Annotated in this window: 15 protein-coding genes and 1 pseudogene; 13 read left to right on the top strand and 3 right to left on the bottom strand. The window is 68.3% G+C overall.

The features are described from left to right. Nucleotides 1–111: 111 nt before the first annotated feature. Complete coding sequence (locus OG381_RS48040; protein ID WP_327722289.1) at nt 112–1878, top strand: hypothetical protein; 1767 nt, start codon at nt 112–114, stop codon at nt 1876–1878. A 102-nt stretch (nt 1879–1980) separates the two neighbouring features. Next, nucleotides 1981–3081 (top strand): serine/threonine-protein kinase, encoded by a 1101-nt coding sequence (locus OG381_RS48035; protein ID WP_327722288.1) that lies wholly within the window; start codon nt 1981–1983, stop codon nt 3079–3081. Here OG381_RS48035 and OG381_RS49835 read toward each other — a convergent pair. Together OG381_RS49835 and OG381_RS48030 are read right to left on the bottom strand one after the other, a co-directional pair. Next, nucleotides 3012–3254: pseudogene (locus OG381_RS49835) on the bottom strand (hypothetical protein); the annotation flags it as partial. The gene OG381_RS48035 and the pseudogene OG381_RS49835 sit on opposite strands and share 70 nt — an antisense overlap. Beyond that, nucleotides 3202–3858: a DinB/UmuC family translesion DNA polymerase gene (locus OG381_RS48030; protein ID WP_327722287.1), complete on the bottom strand. Its 657-nt coding sequence runs from the start codon at nt 3856–3858 to the stop codon at nt 3202–3204. The pseudogene OG381_RS49835 and the gene OG381_RS48030, both read right to left, overlap by 53 nt. Before the next feature lie 28 nt (nt 3859–3886). Here OG381_RS48030 and OG381_RS48025 point away from each other — a divergent pair, with 28 nt between their 5' ends. Further along, complete coding sequence (locus tag OG381_RS48025) at nt 3887–4549, top strand: HAD family hydrolase (RefSeq protein WP_327722286.1); 663 nt, start codon at nt 3887–3889, stop codon at nt 4547–4549. On the opposite strand, the gene OG381_RS48020 is transcribed toward OG381_RS48025, so the two are convergent. Beyond that, nucleotides 4530–5756, bottom strand: coding sequence for a helix-turn-helix transcriptional regulator (locus tag OG381_RS48020; protein ID WP_327722285.1), 1227 nt, complete (start codon nt 5754–5756; stop codon nt 4530–4532). The genes OG381_RS48025 and OG381_RS48020 overlap by 20 nt on opposite strands. A 188-nt stretch (nt 5757–5944) precedes the next feature. On the opposite strand from OG381_RS48020, the gene OG381_RS48015 reads away from it, so the two are divergent. The 10 genes from OG381_RS48015 (at nt 5945) to OG381_RS47970 (ending at nt 14222) form a co-directional block, all read left to right on the top strand. After that, a complete protein-coding gene (locus OG381_RS48015; RefSeq protein ID WP_327722284.1) occupies nt 5945–6742 on the top strand; it encodes a hypothetical protein in 798 nt (265 codons plus the stop codon). Nucleotides 6743–6879: 137 nt separating this feature from the next. Then, on the top strand, nt 6880–8289 hold the full coding sequence (locus tag OG381_RS48010) for an ATP-binding protein (protein ID WP_327722283.1): 1410 nt from the start codon (nt 6880–6882) through the stop codon (nt 8287–8289). A gap of 112 nt (nt 8290–8401) precedes the next feature. After that, nucleotides 8402–8824 carry a roadblock/LC7 domain-containing protein gene (locus OG381_RS48005; protein WP_327722282.1) on the top strand — a complete coding sequence of 141 codons (423 nt, stop codon included), beginning with the start codon at nt 8402–8404 and terminating at the stop codon, nt 8822–8824. After that, nucleotides 8821–9204, top strand: coding sequence for a DUF742 domain-containing protein (locus OG381_RS48000; protein ID WP_327722281.1), 384 nt, complete (start codon nt 8821–8823; stop codon nt 9202–9204). Before OG381_RS48005 ends, OG381_RS48000 begins: the two co-directional genes overlap by 4 nt. 76 nt (nt 9205–9280) lie before the next feature. Next, the gene (locus tag OG381_RS47995; RefSeq protein WP_327722758.1) at nt 9281–9829 is read left to right on the top strand and encodes a GTP-binding protein; all 549 of its coding nucleotides are present in this window, start codon (nt 9281–9283) and stop codon (nt 9827–9829) included. Nucleotides 9830–9912: 83 nt separating this feature from the next. Next, nucleotides 9913–10479, top strand: a complete 567-nt coding sequence (locus OG381_RS47990) for a GAF domain-containing protein (RefSeq protein WP_327722280.1) — start codon at nt 9913–9915, stop codon at nt 10477–10479. Between the two features lie 102 nt (nt 10480–10581). Next, nucleotides 10582–11832 (top strand): acyl-CoA dehydrogenase family protein, encoded by a 1251-nt coding sequence (locus OG381_RS47985; RefSeq protein WP_327722279.1) that lies wholly within the window; start codon nt 10582–10584, stop codon nt 11830–11832. Between the two features lie 264 nt (nt 11833–12096). Continuing rightward, nucleotides 12097–13197 carry a radical SAM protein gene (locus OG381_RS47980; protein ID WP_327722278.1) on the top strand — a complete coding sequence of 367 codons (1101 nt, stop codon included), beginning with the start codon at nt 12097–12099 and terminating at the stop codon, nt 13195–13197. 9 nt (nt 13198–13206) lie between these two features. Then, nucleotides 13207–13347 carry a hypothetical protein gene (locus OG381_RS47975; protein ID WP_327722277.1) on the top strand — a complete coding sequence of 47 codons (141 nt, stop codon included), beginning with the start codon at nt 13207–13209 and terminating at the stop codon, nt 13345–13347. Between the two features lie 71 nt (nt 13348–13418). Next, nucleotides 13419–14222 carry an aminoglycoside phosphotransferase gene (locus OG381_RS47970; protein ID WP_327722276.1) on the top strand — a complete coding sequence of 268 codons (804 nt, stop codon included), beginning with the start codon at nt 13419–13421 and terminating at the stop codon, nt 14220–14222. Nucleotides 14223–14625 lie beyond the last annotated feature (403 nt).

Below are 14625 nucleotides of genomic sequence, written 5' to 3'. Positions count from 1 at the left end.
GGCGGTCCGTGACCAACCACCGTACATTTTAGGCCAGTTGAGCGTGCAAAGTATGCACGCACTCAATAATGAGTGAGAACGTCAGGGCCGCGATGACCATGGGGGGACGTCATGGAGGACCGGAGTGAGACGGGCTCAGCCCTGGACCGGATCACCGAACGGCTGGAGGGTGTGGGAGAAGAGCAGGTCCGTCATGGCGGAAGGTTGAATGCCTTCGAGGTCGGTCTGCACGGCGTACACGCCGACGTAGTCCAACTACGGAATGGCATCACCGAAGTCAAACAGAAGGTGGCGGGACTCGAGAGCGCGGTCAGCGACACCCGACAGGTCTTGGACACCTTCATCGAGCAGTACGGCCGCGATCGCGAGGTGGCCCGGGCGCAGGCCGAGCTGGCCCGCCTGACCACCGTTTTCCACGCGGACTTCGCCCAACGCAAGCAGACCCGCACCCTGGCCCGCGGGCTGGTACATACCCTTACCGCACACGCTGTGCGCAGGAACTTGGTCAACAAAAGCACGGTACGGTCCTGCGTCGAGGAACGGCTGCTCCTCGAACCGACCTACTGGCTGGCCCCGGCGATCATGGCGGTGGCTGCCAACTTCCGTGACGAAGCCGCGCCGGGCGAGCGCGCTCAGGCTCACGCCTGCACCCTGGACGCGGCCAAGGCCAACCTGTTCTTCGCCCTGACTGCTTCCCGCCTCGGAAATGAGGCCGAGGCAGCTGCATGGATGGACACCTATCTCCAGTCGCTCAATCCTGAGGAACTCGGTCAGGACTTTTGTGTCGTCCTGGACGCCATCGCAAGCAACGAGCTAGGGGAAGACGCGCTCAGTTACACCCGGCAGGCCATGGCGGGCTGGAACCAGAGCAAGCACCGCACGCTTGTCGGCGGCACTCAATGGGGGACCCGGCTGCGCAATCTGCGCCAACAGCTGCCCGACAAGGAGTACACGGCACTGCGCGAGACATGCGCGGACCAGTGGAACGACCTTAAGTATGGCTGGGAACTCGCTACCGTACCCGAGAGAACCCTCGCCTACCTCCGCCTGACTTTCCCCGACGGCCCGTATGGAGTCGACCGGCCTGTCAGCGATGGCCGCTACGTCGAAACCGCCCTCGAACGCCTCATCAACCAACTCGAACCCGACGAGGCGCACCTGCATGAGCAAATGCGTCAGCTCGAACGCATCATCGAACACGGGGGAGACCTGGATGCAGCCGCACAGGCACACGAGTCACCTCTGGGCCCGGAAACCGAGCCGGTGCCCTTCATGACGCTCCTCGACCAGGCCGTCTTCGCCCCGGACACCGCACCGCTGGGCACTCCGGCCCGCCGCATGGCCCTCCGCGCCATCTGGCCAAGTCTAGAGAAAGCCGCCGATCGAGTCGTCACAGAGTCACGGAATTACCTCCCCAGCCGAATCACGCTGAGCATCGCGGGCTACTCATGGACTCTGCCAACGCACCCACAGCAGACCGTGGAGCCGGGCCCGCTCGTTGACGACCTCGCCGCGCGCCTAGAGCATGATACGCAGGCTCGGTCCGACGCCGTGGTGCGTCGCTGGCCCCGTGTCTGCATCGCTCTGCTGTTCGGAATCGTCACCGGGACACTCGTGGTGCCGTTTCTCGACGGTGCATCGCAGTATCTGTTCCTCCTTCTCACCTTCATTGCCGCCATATGGGTTCTATGGGAAATATGCGGCGTTTCTATACGGAAGAGGCACGTGCGTGAGCAGGGCGACCAGATGCGTCATGCTGCCGTCGCAACGCTGGCAAGGGCACTGCAGCAACGGGAGGACTTCTTCACAGAATGGCACGAGGGCATGCAGGGCCGGGAAGCCCTCACCCGCTGGGGCGGGCACTTCGAGCAGCACTGACCACCGGCGAGGCGACCGGACAAGCAGGAGGGGCGAGGAGTGACCACTTCAACGCTGATCGGTGGCCGTTACAGGCGAAGGGGCGGGCCCACCAGTGGCGCCATGGGAGATGTGTGGCTTGCCGAGGACACGAAGCTGGACCGCATCGTGGCCATGAAGTTCCTCGCACACCGCCGTCTCATGCAACAGGGCGCCCCCACGGATTTTGCCGAGTCGACCGCGAGAATGTTCCAGCGGGAAGCCCGGGCCATGGCTCGGATAAATAGTTCACGCGTCGCCCACCTCTACGACAGTGACGAACACGAGGGCGACGTCTACATCGTCATGGAGTATGTCGAGGGAGAATCTCTCGCCGAGCACCTCAGGACCGGGCCTAAGCTTCCGCTCGAGCGCACCGTGCGCTGGACACGCCAGATCTGCGAAGGCCTCGGCGCTGCACACGACGCCAAGGTCATTCACCGCGACATCAAACCCGACAACATCATGATCACCCGGAAGGGAGACGTGAAGCTTGTCGACTTCGGGCTGGCCTACTTAGCCGGCATCACCCAGACGCACACCGTTGCCGGCACCCCCCTCTACAAGGCCCCCGAGCGGTGGCACGGCGATACCGGAAGCGAACGCAGCGACCTGTACTCCGTCGGCTGCGTTCTTTACGAGATGCTGACAGGGCACCCGCCCTTCGGCAGCCCCCACGACGACCCGATGACCGTGGGCCGGATGCACCAGGACGATACGCCAGCGCTTCCGAGCGACCACCGCCCCGGAATTCCCGCCCAGTTCGACAGCCTCGTCCGGATTCTCTTGGCAAAGGACCCAGCCGACCGTCCCAAGAACGTCCGCGCGGCCGAACGCGCAGTAATCGAACTGTCGCATCTTTTGGACGCAACAGACGACACCATCGAACGGTCCGAAGTACCCGACACGCCCGACAGCAGCACCAGCCTCTCGCAGCACATCGAGGCCCTGGACTTGCGCATCTTCGAACTAGAAATCCTTCACGACCGTGGCGACCAACCTCTGATCGACGCGCGCACCGAACACGCGGAACTCACCGGCCAGTCAGGCGACACCCGCGGAGCAGCCGCCCTATACGACCGACTCGCCCGTGACTGCCGGGAGTTGTTCGGCCCCTACGACGTCCGTACGCTAGACGCTTTCGAAGGCCTCGCCCGGTGGAACGGCGCGGTGCGAGCCAACTGAAGAGCAAGATGGTGGATCTTGGCGCCAGGTTTGGCCCAGCCGAGCGAATCTGCCCTACACGCCGGCTTCCAGTGGCTGGTGTTGATGAGCCGGTCCAGGAGGGACTCGGCGACGACGGGGTTAGAGAAGAGGGGATACCAGTCGCTGGGCGCCCGGTTGCTGGTAATGATCAAGGTCTCTCGCGCCGCCCGCCTGACCACCCCTGCTGGCCACCGCACGGAGCTGCTTTCCCCCTATAACATCCGGCCCGGAGCGCCGACAGGCCTGGTCTGCGGCGCATTGAGCCGCTCGGGCGGGAATCACCGGGCCCGAGATGGCGATAGCCCCTCCCAGTTGGCAGTAGGTTGTCTGCGTAGATCGCGAACGCACGTACTCTCGCTCGCTGGAATCCGACCGGTCAGCAGGCTCAGCGCGTCCGGCGGCGAGTGCGGGCGAGTCATTGGTGGGCTCCGGCAGGCTGCGCGTACGCGTGGTGGAGCTGCGGTCGGCGTACCGCACCATGAGGGATAGTCGGCTCGCGATCTGGCTTGCACCGCGCAGGCGTTGGCCGCTCGGGCCGGCAAGTCCCAGAACCGTACGGTGATGTTGAGCGGGGTCAACGCAGTCCGCCCCAACACGCGGTCCGCGATCAGATGCGCTGCCTGTTCTGAAGGGCTTCCGCCGTCGTGCGGCCGACCCCTGGCAGTGCGGCGACTCCAGCTGGAGCAGGCCCAGGTCTAGCTCTCCTGGATGGTCTTGAAGACGAAGACGCCGTCGTCCTCCACCGCCCGGAGACACCTTTACGCTGCCCCGCTACCCTGCCGTCATGATTCGTGCAGTGGTGTTCGATGTCGGTGAGTGCCTGGTGGACGAGACCCGGGAGTACGGGACATGGGCTGACTGGCTCGACGTGCCCCGGCACACCTTCCACGCGATGTTCGGCGCGGTCATCGCGCAGGGGCGCGACTACCGCGAGGTGTTCCAGGAGTTTCGGCCTGGCTTCGATCTGTACGAGGAACGCGAGCAGCGGGCAGCCGCTGGGCAACCGGAGACGTTCGGCGAGGACGACCTGTACGACGACGTTCGCCCGGCGCTGGCGCAGCTGCGCGCGGACGGCTTGTGGCTGGGCATCGCGGGTAACCAGACCATCCGGGCCGGCCAGCTCCTGCGGGAGCTGTTCTCGGCCGACGTCGATCTGATCGGCACCTCGGACGACTGGGGTGCCAGTAAGCCGGACCTCGAGTTCTTTCGGCGTGTTGCCAAGGTCGTGCCCTTCAGCAACGACGAGATTCTGTACGTGGGCGACCGTGTCGACAACGACTTGCGGCCGGCAGTGGCCGCGGGGATGCACACTGCTTTGGTCCACCGGGGTCCGTGGGCGACGATTCAGTGGCGGAGTGAGGAAGCCGAAAGGCTCCCGGCGTTCCGTGTCGAGAGCCTCTCGGAGCTGTCCGGTCTGATCAAGAAGTTCAACGGCTCAACGCGCTGACGGTCGTCGACCAGCCGTACAACCGGTCGTCGAGATCCCGTACACATCGTTCGTGCTGGTGCGGCGCTAGCGTGCGCCGCACCTCCCGAACCCGGTCCATGCCTGTCGCGTACCAGGTCCGCTCGAGCTGGTCGAGAGCTCGGAGCGCATACGCGCACGCCTCTTCCGGCCGGCCCGCGGCCGCCTCGACTGCAGCGAGGTCCCCGAGGACAACGGTCAGTTGCTTCTCCTCGCCCGGTTCCAGGGCCGACAGAACACCCAGCAGCGTGTCGCGCGCCTGCGGCAAGTGCCCAGCCTTCAACTGCGTGTTGCCTTTGAAAGCCGCCAGCCGGACCGGGCTGAACCAGTCCAGCCACGGTGGGCTCTGGTTCTGAGAGCCGGCGGCCAGCACGTCTTCGGCGTGCCCGATCAGATGGAGTGCGGTGCGGGTGTTGCCGCACCGGGTTTCGCACTCCGCTTCAACCGCATCCAGCCACGCCAGCAACTCGGCGGACGCGGGACCGCGCCGCGCATAGGTGCGCGCAGCCACCATGCGTTCGACAGCGTCGTCACGACGCCCTTCCCAGCCGGGCACGAACGCCGCGTGGGCGAGGGTTGCCGCACCCAGCAAGGAGTCATCGGCTTCGCCGGCGGCCTGCAGCGCGCGCAGCAGGGTTTGTCCTGCACGATCGGGCTCGCGCATGTCGAAGAACTCAATGCGCCCGGCGAGCAGGTAGGTCTCGGCCAGTGCTGCAGCCACCGACCGCCTGGTCTTGCCTACGGTTTCGGTGAGCAGTGCGCACCCGAGTGCGGCGTGGGCAACGGTGGAGGGGTGCAAGATAGCGAGGGCGACGGACCAGTAGAGATGCCGATGAGAGCGGGTGACAGCCTCAAAGTCCGCAGCCACGGTGGCGGGTTGAGTAGCGACCGACTGCGTGGGGACGGCCGCGAGCCCGACTGCTGCCGCCGTCGCAGCCAAGACGGTGCGACGACCGCGGTCGGGCTGGAGGCTGTGCGGTGCGGCGAACCCCAACGCTTCCAGCTCTTGGCCAAGTTCACGCGTGAGAGCCTGCGCCTGCTCCGGCTGCGGCCACGGCGGGTTGTCGGATTCCCAGCGCCGTACTTGGCGGACCCCGACGCCGAGTGCGTCGGCGAGGGCCTGCTGTGAACTGAAACCGGCCGCCACCCGGGCCGCCTTGAGTCGATTGTTGCCTGTGGGCCGTGGCACTGCTGCACCTCCATCTCGAACACTGCAGTCAGTGTCACCTCAGGCCCTCTATCTGGCTAGTCATCACCTCGTTAGCCCAACAAAAGTCCCATTAGAGGCACTTGAAAGACCTCTCAAAGCCCTCGTTTGCGACGCCCACGACGGCCACGCTGGAGCCCACCTACTCGTCGGCGCTTCAAGGAGCCGTGATGCCGACCAACCCTTTATCGATCGCAGCCGGATTCGCGCTGCACGACGCCGGTCAGGACTGGGATGCGATCCGCGTGCCACAGCCGCTCGGCGTCGCCGCGATGACGATCTTGGGCGGCCGCTGCGGAGCCGTCGCCGAGGACCCCCACACGAACGTCGTCTACTACTTCGTCCCCGCAGGCACCTCAGCCCAGTGGGAGGTCGAGCACACCCGCGCGATCGGCGGTGGAGGCACAGTGGCGATTCCGCCAGTGCGCTACACCAACGGCCCGGGCCCGCACTGGCGCATCTGTCCGGGGGACGGCGGCTGGCTCACCGATGCACGTGCCCTGCGCGCAGCGCTCGAGGACTGCCGCGATCTCGGCGCTCAGCCCGCCTATCGGTGGGAGGACCGGTTGAAGGGGGATGAGTTCGTCGGTTCCAACGTGCGGTTGCGGGTGCGGCCGCGGCTGACGGTGGCTCGCTGGCCGGGCAACATCGACATCGCGACCCGCGTCTGCGGCCACCTCATGGACAACGTAGTGCGGCACGCGAAGCTCTTCCCGGACCGCATGGTTCCCATCCGGCTGATCTGCCCGAGCCGACAGGGTGAGCTGATCATCGAGGTCGACGACGCCCTCCCGGACTTTCCGGGCTTTGAGGAGATCGTCAGTCAGGGCACCGACGGCTACCCGCCGGTGACGGGGCTGTGGTGGGTCGCCCACGCCAAGGGCCAGTTGGCCTGGGAGCTGCTGCGCAGCGACGCCGGCGAGGTCATCGGCAAGACCGTCAAGGCCGTACTCCCGCCATCGCCCTGACCGCCGAGACGCCTTCCGCACTGCACCGCGCTCTCGCCATTCATCCGCACTCGTTGTTGAGGATTGTCATGTCTGACGGCGTATCCCCCGCCACCGCCGCAACCCCCCGTCGGCACAGGAGGAGACGGGGCGCTCCGGTGCACCGCGGCCTGCACGGTCAGATCCGCACCGCGGTCTTACCGCCGCGGCTGGTGGACGGCGCGTTACTCGGCTCCGCCGCCCTGGCCTGGTGGACCCTGCCGGTACCGCCGGGGACCATCTTCGGCGCGATGGCCTGCGGCCTCGGAGTGAACGGTCTGATCGCTTGGGGCCGTACGAGGACAGCGGCCCGGACCGTCCAGCACCACTTCGATGGCCAGTTGGCGGGCGTGCAGGACGCCATCGCTGACGTGGAGAAGGCAACGCAGGCGGCGGTCGATGCGCTGCTGCGCGGGGAGGGGATCCCCTCCCCGTTCGTGTTCGTGCAGGCGGTGGGCGATGAGCCTGCGACGTCGGAGGTGAAACGGCTGCTGGGCGAGCTTCAGGAGCGGGTGGTGTGCTCGCTGGCTGAAGTGCATGCCAGTCGGCAGTCGGCGGTGCTGCTTGAGGTGCTGCGCCGCCTGGCGCAGCGTGAACATGCGCTGGTGGAGAAGGCCTTGGCCGCGCTGTCGGATCTGGAGGGCGCGACCGACGACGCCGAACTCCTGCACCGCATCTACCAGTTGGACCATCTGGTGACCCGGATTAGGCGGCAGGTGGAAAGCACGGGTGTGCTGGGAGGCCAGTCGCTGCGGGCCACGAGGCGGCCGGTGTCGTTGTCGGTGGTGCTGCGCGGCGCGGTCTCGGAGGTGGTGGCCTATCCCCGCGTGGACGTGGTGGCCGGCCAGGCCGGGGCTGCGATTGGGCTGGCGCAGCAGGTGGGGCCGGACCTGTCCCATCTGCTGGCCGAGCTGATCGAGAACGGCTGCCGCTTCTCCGCCCCCGAGACCCGGGTGATGGTGCGGGCGCAGCCGGTTCCGGTGGGGTTGGCCATCGAGGTGGAGGACCGCGCCCTGCGTATGCAGCCATCGGTGCGCGCGCAGCTCAACCAGCTGCTGGCCGCGCCGGACACGATCGACGTCAGCGACCAGGTACGCCGCGGCCACTTCGGCCTGCTCACCGCAGCCAAAATCGCACAACGGCACGGCCTGACCGCCACCTTGTCCGAGAACGTGCTGGGCGGCACCACGGCCCTGGTCGTCATCCCCCGCCGCCTCCTCGTCCCCATCCAGCCCAACGACGTCGAAGACCTGACAGCCGCCAGCGCGCCGGCCCCCGTGCCACCGGCCGCGTCAGGACCCGCACCAGTTCCCGCTCCACGCCGTCCCGACCCGGCTCCGGCCACGGCCGTGGGGCCGACCGGGCTGCCGCAGCGGAAGAAGGGGGCCGGTCTGCCGCCTCCAGGTACGGCCGCGGCGGTGCCCACCGGGACTGCCACGGCGGGGCTGGCGGGCGCTTTCCGCAACGCCTACCGCGCCGCTGGCCCCACCACCACCGCGCTGCCGCACCAGCCCCCGGCATCCCACTAACCCCTCCCCCACCCTCTCTTCTCTTCTTGGAGTCCTCCGCATGTTTCCGCACAGTGATCCCGTATCCACTTCTGACGGCCCCGGGGAGCACCGGGAGTCGATGGCCTGGCTGTTGCGCGAGTTCGTGAACGAGGTCGCCGGTGCCACCCATGCGGTGCTGGCCTCGCGTGACGGCGTCGCCTTACTGGACAGTGACATCGACAGAGACTGGGCGGATGAACTGGCGGCGGCCGTGTGCGGGCTGGCCTCCTTGGGCGGCAGCATCACCGGGCCCCGGCACGAGAAGCACCTGCCGCGGCAGATCATCATCGAGCGCCCGGACTCGCTAATCTTCATTCAGTTCGCCGGCCGCAGCACCGCCTTCGGCAGTCACAACGGGATCGGGCAGCAGTTCGTCGACACCGTGCTCTGCGTGGTGACCACCCCGGAGGCCGACGCCGGCACCGTGGGCTTCGAAATGGGGCGCCTGGTGACGGCGTTCGAACCCCACATGCTGACCCCGGCCCGTACCCTCCCCGCCGACACCACACGATGACACCCGCCGCGCGGCGCCCTTCGGTGGCGGCCGATCCGGACACGACGGCCTTCGTCAGACCGTATGCGCTCACTCGAGGCCGCACCCGGCCGCGATACCGGCTGCGCCTGGAGTCGGTGCTGCACCCCGGCACCGGCCGCCCGGGACCAGGCTTGCCGGAGGAGTGCGGGCGGATCACGGCCCTGTGCCGGGCCCGGCCGCGATCGGTCGCCGAACTGGCAGGCACCCTGGGCTGCGGCCTGACCCCCGCCAAGATCCTCATCAGCGACCTCCTGGCCGCCCACGTCCTCATCCCCGCCGCCGGCGGAGCGTCCGATCCCGACCAAGATCTGCTCCTGCGGCTGCGCGCCGCGCTGACGATGAAGTGGCTCGATGAATAGTCCAACCTGCCGCCCTGACGGTCCCGCAGCGCACGGGCACGCCGAGACCGGTGCAGGCCGCACGGTGTTCAAGGTGGTGATCGCTGGTGGGTTCGGGGCCGGGAAGACCACCGCGGTCGGCGCCATCAGCGACATTCCGCCGCTGACCACCGAAGAACGCCTCACCGAAGCGAGCCTGCCGGTCGACAGCCTCGACCACGTGGCCTCCAAGACGACCACGACGGTGGCGTTCGACTTCGGCCGCGTCGGCTTCCAGGACCCCCACCCATTCGAGCTGCTGTTGTTCGGCACGCCCGGCCAACAGCGGTTCTCCCACCTCTGGTACGACGTGTGCAGCGGAGCAGTAGGCGCCGTCGTGCTGATCGACACCCGCCGCCTCGAGGACAGCTTTCTGGCGGTGTCGTTCTTCGAACAGATCCGACTGCCGTTCATCATCGCGATCAATCCGTTCGACGGCGCCCGCCTTTTCCCTCACGAGGATGTCCGCCAGGCCCTCGACATCGCCCCCGACATCCCGATGGTGCGCTGCGACGCCCGCGAGGCCACCCAGGTCGCGGCGGCCCTGGTCACCCTCGTCGACCACGCCCTCACCTGCCTCACCACCCCAGACCCCTTGGACATGTGATGACCCACCATCCCCTCGTGCACTCCCCCGCAGCCGCCGGGCTCACCGGCGCTCGCCCGCTGGCTTCCCCCGGGGAGGCGGTAATGGCGCCGCCCGGCCTGCTGCCCCACCAACCCGCATCGATCAGCGCCGCTACCGCGCAGCTGCTCGCCGTGGAGCAGGCGCGGCAGGAGGTGATCGCACGCTTCGGCATCGCCCCAGCAGCGCACGATCGCATGGACCAGCTCGCGCGGGAGATGGCCGAACGGACCGGACTCGCCTACGGCTTCGTCAACATCTTCTGGCCTCAGCAGACCTTTATTGGTCTGCATCAGCCGCCCCCGGACAGCGGGCTGATCCCGGTGGGCCGCAGCATGAGCCGCCGCCACGGCTGGTGCCCGGAAGTCATCGCCCGCCAACGAGCACTGCCGTTACCCGACGTGTACGCCAGCCCCCGCTTCGCCGGCAACCACGTAACCGACGCACTCGGCATCCGCTCGTACTTCGGCGCACCCCTCATCGACCCGGACTCTGGTGTCGCGTGGGGAACGGTGTGTGTCATCGACCCCGAACCCCGCCCCCTGGCCCAGGCCCAGCACCTCCTCGACATCGTCAAGGACACCGGCACCACGGTGATGCAGGCCCTGGCTGCCAGAGCGCCCGCGCACTGAGCCGGCGCCAACCCCTCCTCAGCCTCATCCTCACCCCCCGCCGGCCGCCCGGGACGCCGGGCGCACCGTACTCGGCGACCTCGCTCAGGACAGGGAGACGACATGCCTACCACCCCACCCGCCTCACTGGTGCCCTTCCTGACGGCTGCCCACCTGGAACTGTGGGAGCAGGCCGACGCGTTCGCGACCGGCGAGGCCGCCGCGCGCGTGGAGCGCATGGAGGCCGCCCCACACCAGGTGGAGGGCAAGCTGCCCGAGCTCATGGCCAAGCTGGGCTGGTTCGGCATCACCGTCCCGGCCGAATACGGCGGCAGGGGTGCCGGGCATGTCGCACGGACGGTTCTGGTCCACCGCCTGACCGTGGTCTCCGCTGCCGCGGCCGCCATCCTGCAAGCCGGCCTGATCCCCATCGGCGCCCTGTGCCACTGGGGCACCCCCGAGCAGCAGGCGCAGTGGCTGCCCACCGCTGCCGAGGGCTCAGTGTTGCTGTCGATCGCGGTCACCGAGCCGCACATCGGCGGGCACATCGGCGGCATCGAGACGATTGCCGTCCCCGCAGGACAGGGCGAGTGGGTGATCAGCGGCGAGAAGCTGCACATCGGCAACAGTCATCTCGCCGGCCTGCACGTCGTCGTCGCCCGCACCGCCCCGGCCGACACCACCGCCTCGAAGGCGCTGACCGCGTTCCTGGTCGAGCACGACCGCAAGGGGGTGAGTCTGGCCCCGCACCGGGCCCGCCTGGGCCTGCACGGCTTCAGCGCCGGCCGCCTCATCCTCGACCGAGTGCGGGTCCCCGCTGCAGCGATGCTCGGCGAACTGGGCCAGGGCCTGCACGTGGCGCAGAGCAGCAGCATCGTCTACGGGCGTCCCAACCTCACCGCCCTCAGCCTCGGCCTGCACGAAGCCTTCGTCGCCACCACCGCAAGATGGCTGAGCACCCGCCCGCGCTACGGCGCCCACCTCGCCGACCTCCCCGTCGTCTGCGACCGCCTCGGCGCCATGCAGGCACGCCTCCAGGAAGCCACCTGCACCGCCTACCACGCCGTACACCTCCTCGACCAAGGTGTGCCATGCGACAGCGTGTTGATCGGCGCGAAACACGCCGGGCATGAGCTTGCCGCAGCCACCGGACGCGACGCCATGGAACTGCACGGGGCCCACGCACTCGACGGCGACTATGTGCTTCAGCGCCTCTTCCGCGATGTCCAGCACACCTACGCACCCGCCGGGCCCGGCGAGTTCCAGCGCATCCACCTCGCCAACACCGCCCTCGGCCTCCCCACCACCGACTGGTCCCAGCAGATGGCGGCCACCCCCAGCCCAGCGGCGAGAGGCCAGCCTGCCGCCGCATGAACTCCCGTGCGCGGCACCCCGGTCGCCACTCCCCTGCCGCGCACGGGCCCAACGCCCCTGGCGTCGATCCCGTTCCCCCACGGCCGGCGCCAGGGGCCCCACACCCTTGTCCCCCGGCCAGACGGTGACCAGGGGACAAGGGCCAACGCCCGGCGCTGGATGGCCTGTAGCCCGCCCAGCGCCGGGATCAACCCGGTGCCGGACCGTCTCCCCCCGAACGGTCCGGCACCGCGGGCGACGCTCCGGTGACCAAGGGAAACCGATATGCACGAACTCATCGCCACACCGTTCGGTAACCGGCACCTGATTCTGCGGCCGGGCAGCCCCAAGGCCTTGCAGCTGCCCGCGGCCCGGTTTGAGGAACTGCGCGCGCCTGGGGCCGTCCTCGTGCCGGCCTGGCTCGCGGATGCGGTCCGTACGCAATGGGACCTGAACCTGACCGGCCGGCACGTCGCAGATGTTGTTCTGCTGCGCGAGGCCGGGCCGTACGCGTTCAGCCGCGCCACCTGGGAGCTCAACCTGGGCTGCGACTACGACTGCGTGATGTGCTACCTGGGCCAGAAACGCTTCGAGGGCCTGGACATCGACGGCAAGCGCACGCTGTTGACCGTGATGCGCGACGCGGGCGTGGTCTGGCTGCAGATGACCGGCGGGGAGCCGCTGATCGACCCCGACTTCCCGCCGGCCTACCGACTCGCCTACGAGCTCGGCATGCAACTGGAGATCCTGTCCAACGGATCCCGGCTCCACAACGACCGCATCCTCCACCTCCTGCGCGAATACCCGCCGGCCAAGCTGACACTGAGTCTGTACGGCGCGACCGCCGCTACCTATGACCGGGTGACGCGCCGCCGCGGCGGATTCGACCGCTTCACCCGCGGCCTGGAGAAGGCGCTCGCGGCGGGCCTGAACATCGACCTGAGCCTGCTCATCGTCCGGGACAACGCACACGAAGCAGACGCCATGCGCACCTGGGCGCGCCGCCTCGGGGTGGCGTTTCGCGAGTACGCCAACATCTCGCCGACGATCCACGGCACTGCCGAGCCGTTGCCGCAGCAGTCCCCCGAGCACCTGACGAACCGGCAGCCGTTCACCGGCTGCCCCGCGGGCGTGACGTTCTTCCACGCCGACCCGTTCGGACGGGCCTCGATCTGCAAGGTCGGCCGCGAACCGAACATCGACCTGATCACCGAGGGCGTGGAAGGCCTCGCACGGCTCGGCCAAATCGCCGACTCCCTCATGCTTCGCACCGGAGGATGCAACGGCTGCACCCTGTCCGGCACCTGCCGGGTCTGCCGGCCGATGGCGAAAGTCCTCCAGGAGGCGAAGGCACCACTGAAGCACTACTGCCAACACGGAAAATGAGGTAGCCACATGCCCGCTGTCATGATCGAACTGACCCACAAACCGGAACCCGACACGCAAGACCCGGACCAGATCATCTTCGTCGCCGACGTGGAAGAACTGACCGCCCCCACCCTGCCGGGCTGCGGAGAAGACAACCCCTACAACTGAACCGCCCGCCGGGGCCACACGGCCCCGCCACCACCCCGCCCCGCCCGCCCCGCCCCGCAGAGGAGAAGCGCTTGCCCACGCAGCGGCTTACCCAACTCCCGGACACCGTGCTGCGGCTGATCGAGAAGATCAGCGGCCCCGTCATCGACACCGGGACCATCAGCGCCGGCCTCAACAGCGCCATCGCCGCCCGCGTACAAACCACCGACCGCACCCTGTTCGTCAAAGGCCTGCCCCTGGACCACCCGCGCGTGTGGACCCAACAGCGCGAAGCACACCTCAGCCCGCATCTGAAGGGCATCGCGCCGGCACTGCACTGGCACATCGAAGAAGACGGCTGGAGCCTCCTCGGCTTCGAATACGTCCAAGGCCACCACGCCGACTACACGCCCGCCTCCCCCGACCTGCCCGCCATCACGGCCACCATGACCCGGCTGGCCGCGCTACCCGCGCCGCCCCTCGAACTGAAGTCCATGACGCACCGGCTCAGGACCTACGTGGACGACCCCGCAGACCTCACCTGGTTCGCCGGCAACAGCCTCCTGCACACCGACTGGAACCCCCACAACCTCCTCATCACCACCAGCGGAGCGCTCCTGGTTGACTGGGGATGGGCCTCCACCGGCGCCCCCTGGATCGACCCCGCCCTCTGGCTACTCTGGCTCATCACCCACGGCCACACCTGCCAGCAAGCCGAAACAGCAGCCGCCACCCACCCCGCCTGGAAACACGCCCCACCTCAGGGCCTCAATGCTCTCGCCCGCGCCCAGCACCGACTGTGGGACTCCATCGCCGCCCAAAGCCCCGACGACTGGGCCACCCCCATGCAACACGCCACCACCGCCTGGCACCAACACCGCCAAACACAACCCTGACCCCACCCTCCCCCGCCCCGTGACCACCACCGCGGTTCCGGGGCTCGTGGCTGCGGGGCGCCGTGGCGGTGGCCGCGCTGGTCGGTTTCTGGCGGGTGCCTTACCTTCTGGTCGGCCGGGCCGCCACTAGGAACTACTCGACCACGTCGTCGTCCTGATCATGAGTCGCTGCCCGCGCACCGCCCAGAGAACAGCAGCGTGGCCGTTCGCGCCCGGGCGCCCCGCTCGGCCGCCGGAACCGCAACCGCTTCGCACAACCACTCACGAAAGTGGTCCTCTCCCCTTACCGCGACCACCCCTGCGCCCTCGGACAGGGGCGGGCCCAGTTCTCGCCACGCGCTGGCGGCCGCGGCCACAAGGACGCCGAGTTGTGCGGCGAAGTCATCGCCCAACACGGACGTGC

It is taken from the genome of Streptomyces sp. NBC_00490 (assembly GCF_036013645.1).
GTDB classification, from domain to species: domain Bacteria; phylum Actinomycetota; class Actinomycetes; order Streptomycetales; family Streptomycetaceae; genus Streptomyces; species Streptomyces canus_F.
This window is presented reverse-complemented; position numbering and strand designations above follow the sequence as displayed.

Excerpts from the sequence above, each read along its gene's own strand:
- OG381_RS48000 (WP_327722281.1), top strand. The coding sequence starts at position 8,821 with ATGACACCCGCCGCGCGGCGCCCTTCGGTGGCGGCCGATCCGGACACG.
- OG381_RS47975 (WP_327722277.1), top strand. The coding sequence starts at position 13,207 with ATGCCCGCTGTCATGATCGAACTGACCCACAAACCGGAACCCGACACG.
- OG381_RS47990 (WP_327722280.1), top strand. The coding sequence starts at position 9,913 with ATGGCGCCGCCCGGCCTGCTGCCCCACCAACCCGCATCGATCAGCGCC.
- OG381_RS48035 (WP_327722288.1), top strand. The coding sequence starts at position 1,981 with ATGGGAGATGTGTGGCTTGCCGAGGACACGAAGCTGGACCGCATCGTG.
- OG381_RS47980 (WP_327722278.1), top strand. The coding sequence starts at position 12,097 with ATGCACGAACTCATCGCCACACCGTTCGGTAACCGGCACCTGATTCTG.
- OG381_RS48040 (WP_327722289.1), top strand. The coding sequence starts at position 112 with ATGGAGGACCGGAGTGAGACGGGCTCAGCCCTGGACCGGATCACCGAA.
- OG381_RS48025 (WP_327722286.1), top strand. The coding sequence starts at position 3,887 with ATGATTCGTGCAGTGGTGTTCGATGTCGGTGAGTGCCTGGTGGACGAG.
- OG381_RS47985 (WP_327722279.1), top strand. The coding sequence starts at position 10,582 with ATGCCTACCACCCCACCCGCCTCACTGGTGCCCTTCCTGACGGCTGCC.
- OG381_RS48015 (WP_327722284.1), top strand. The coding sequence starts at position 5,945 with ATGCCGACCAACCCTTTATCGATCGCAGCCGGATTCGCGCTGCACGAC.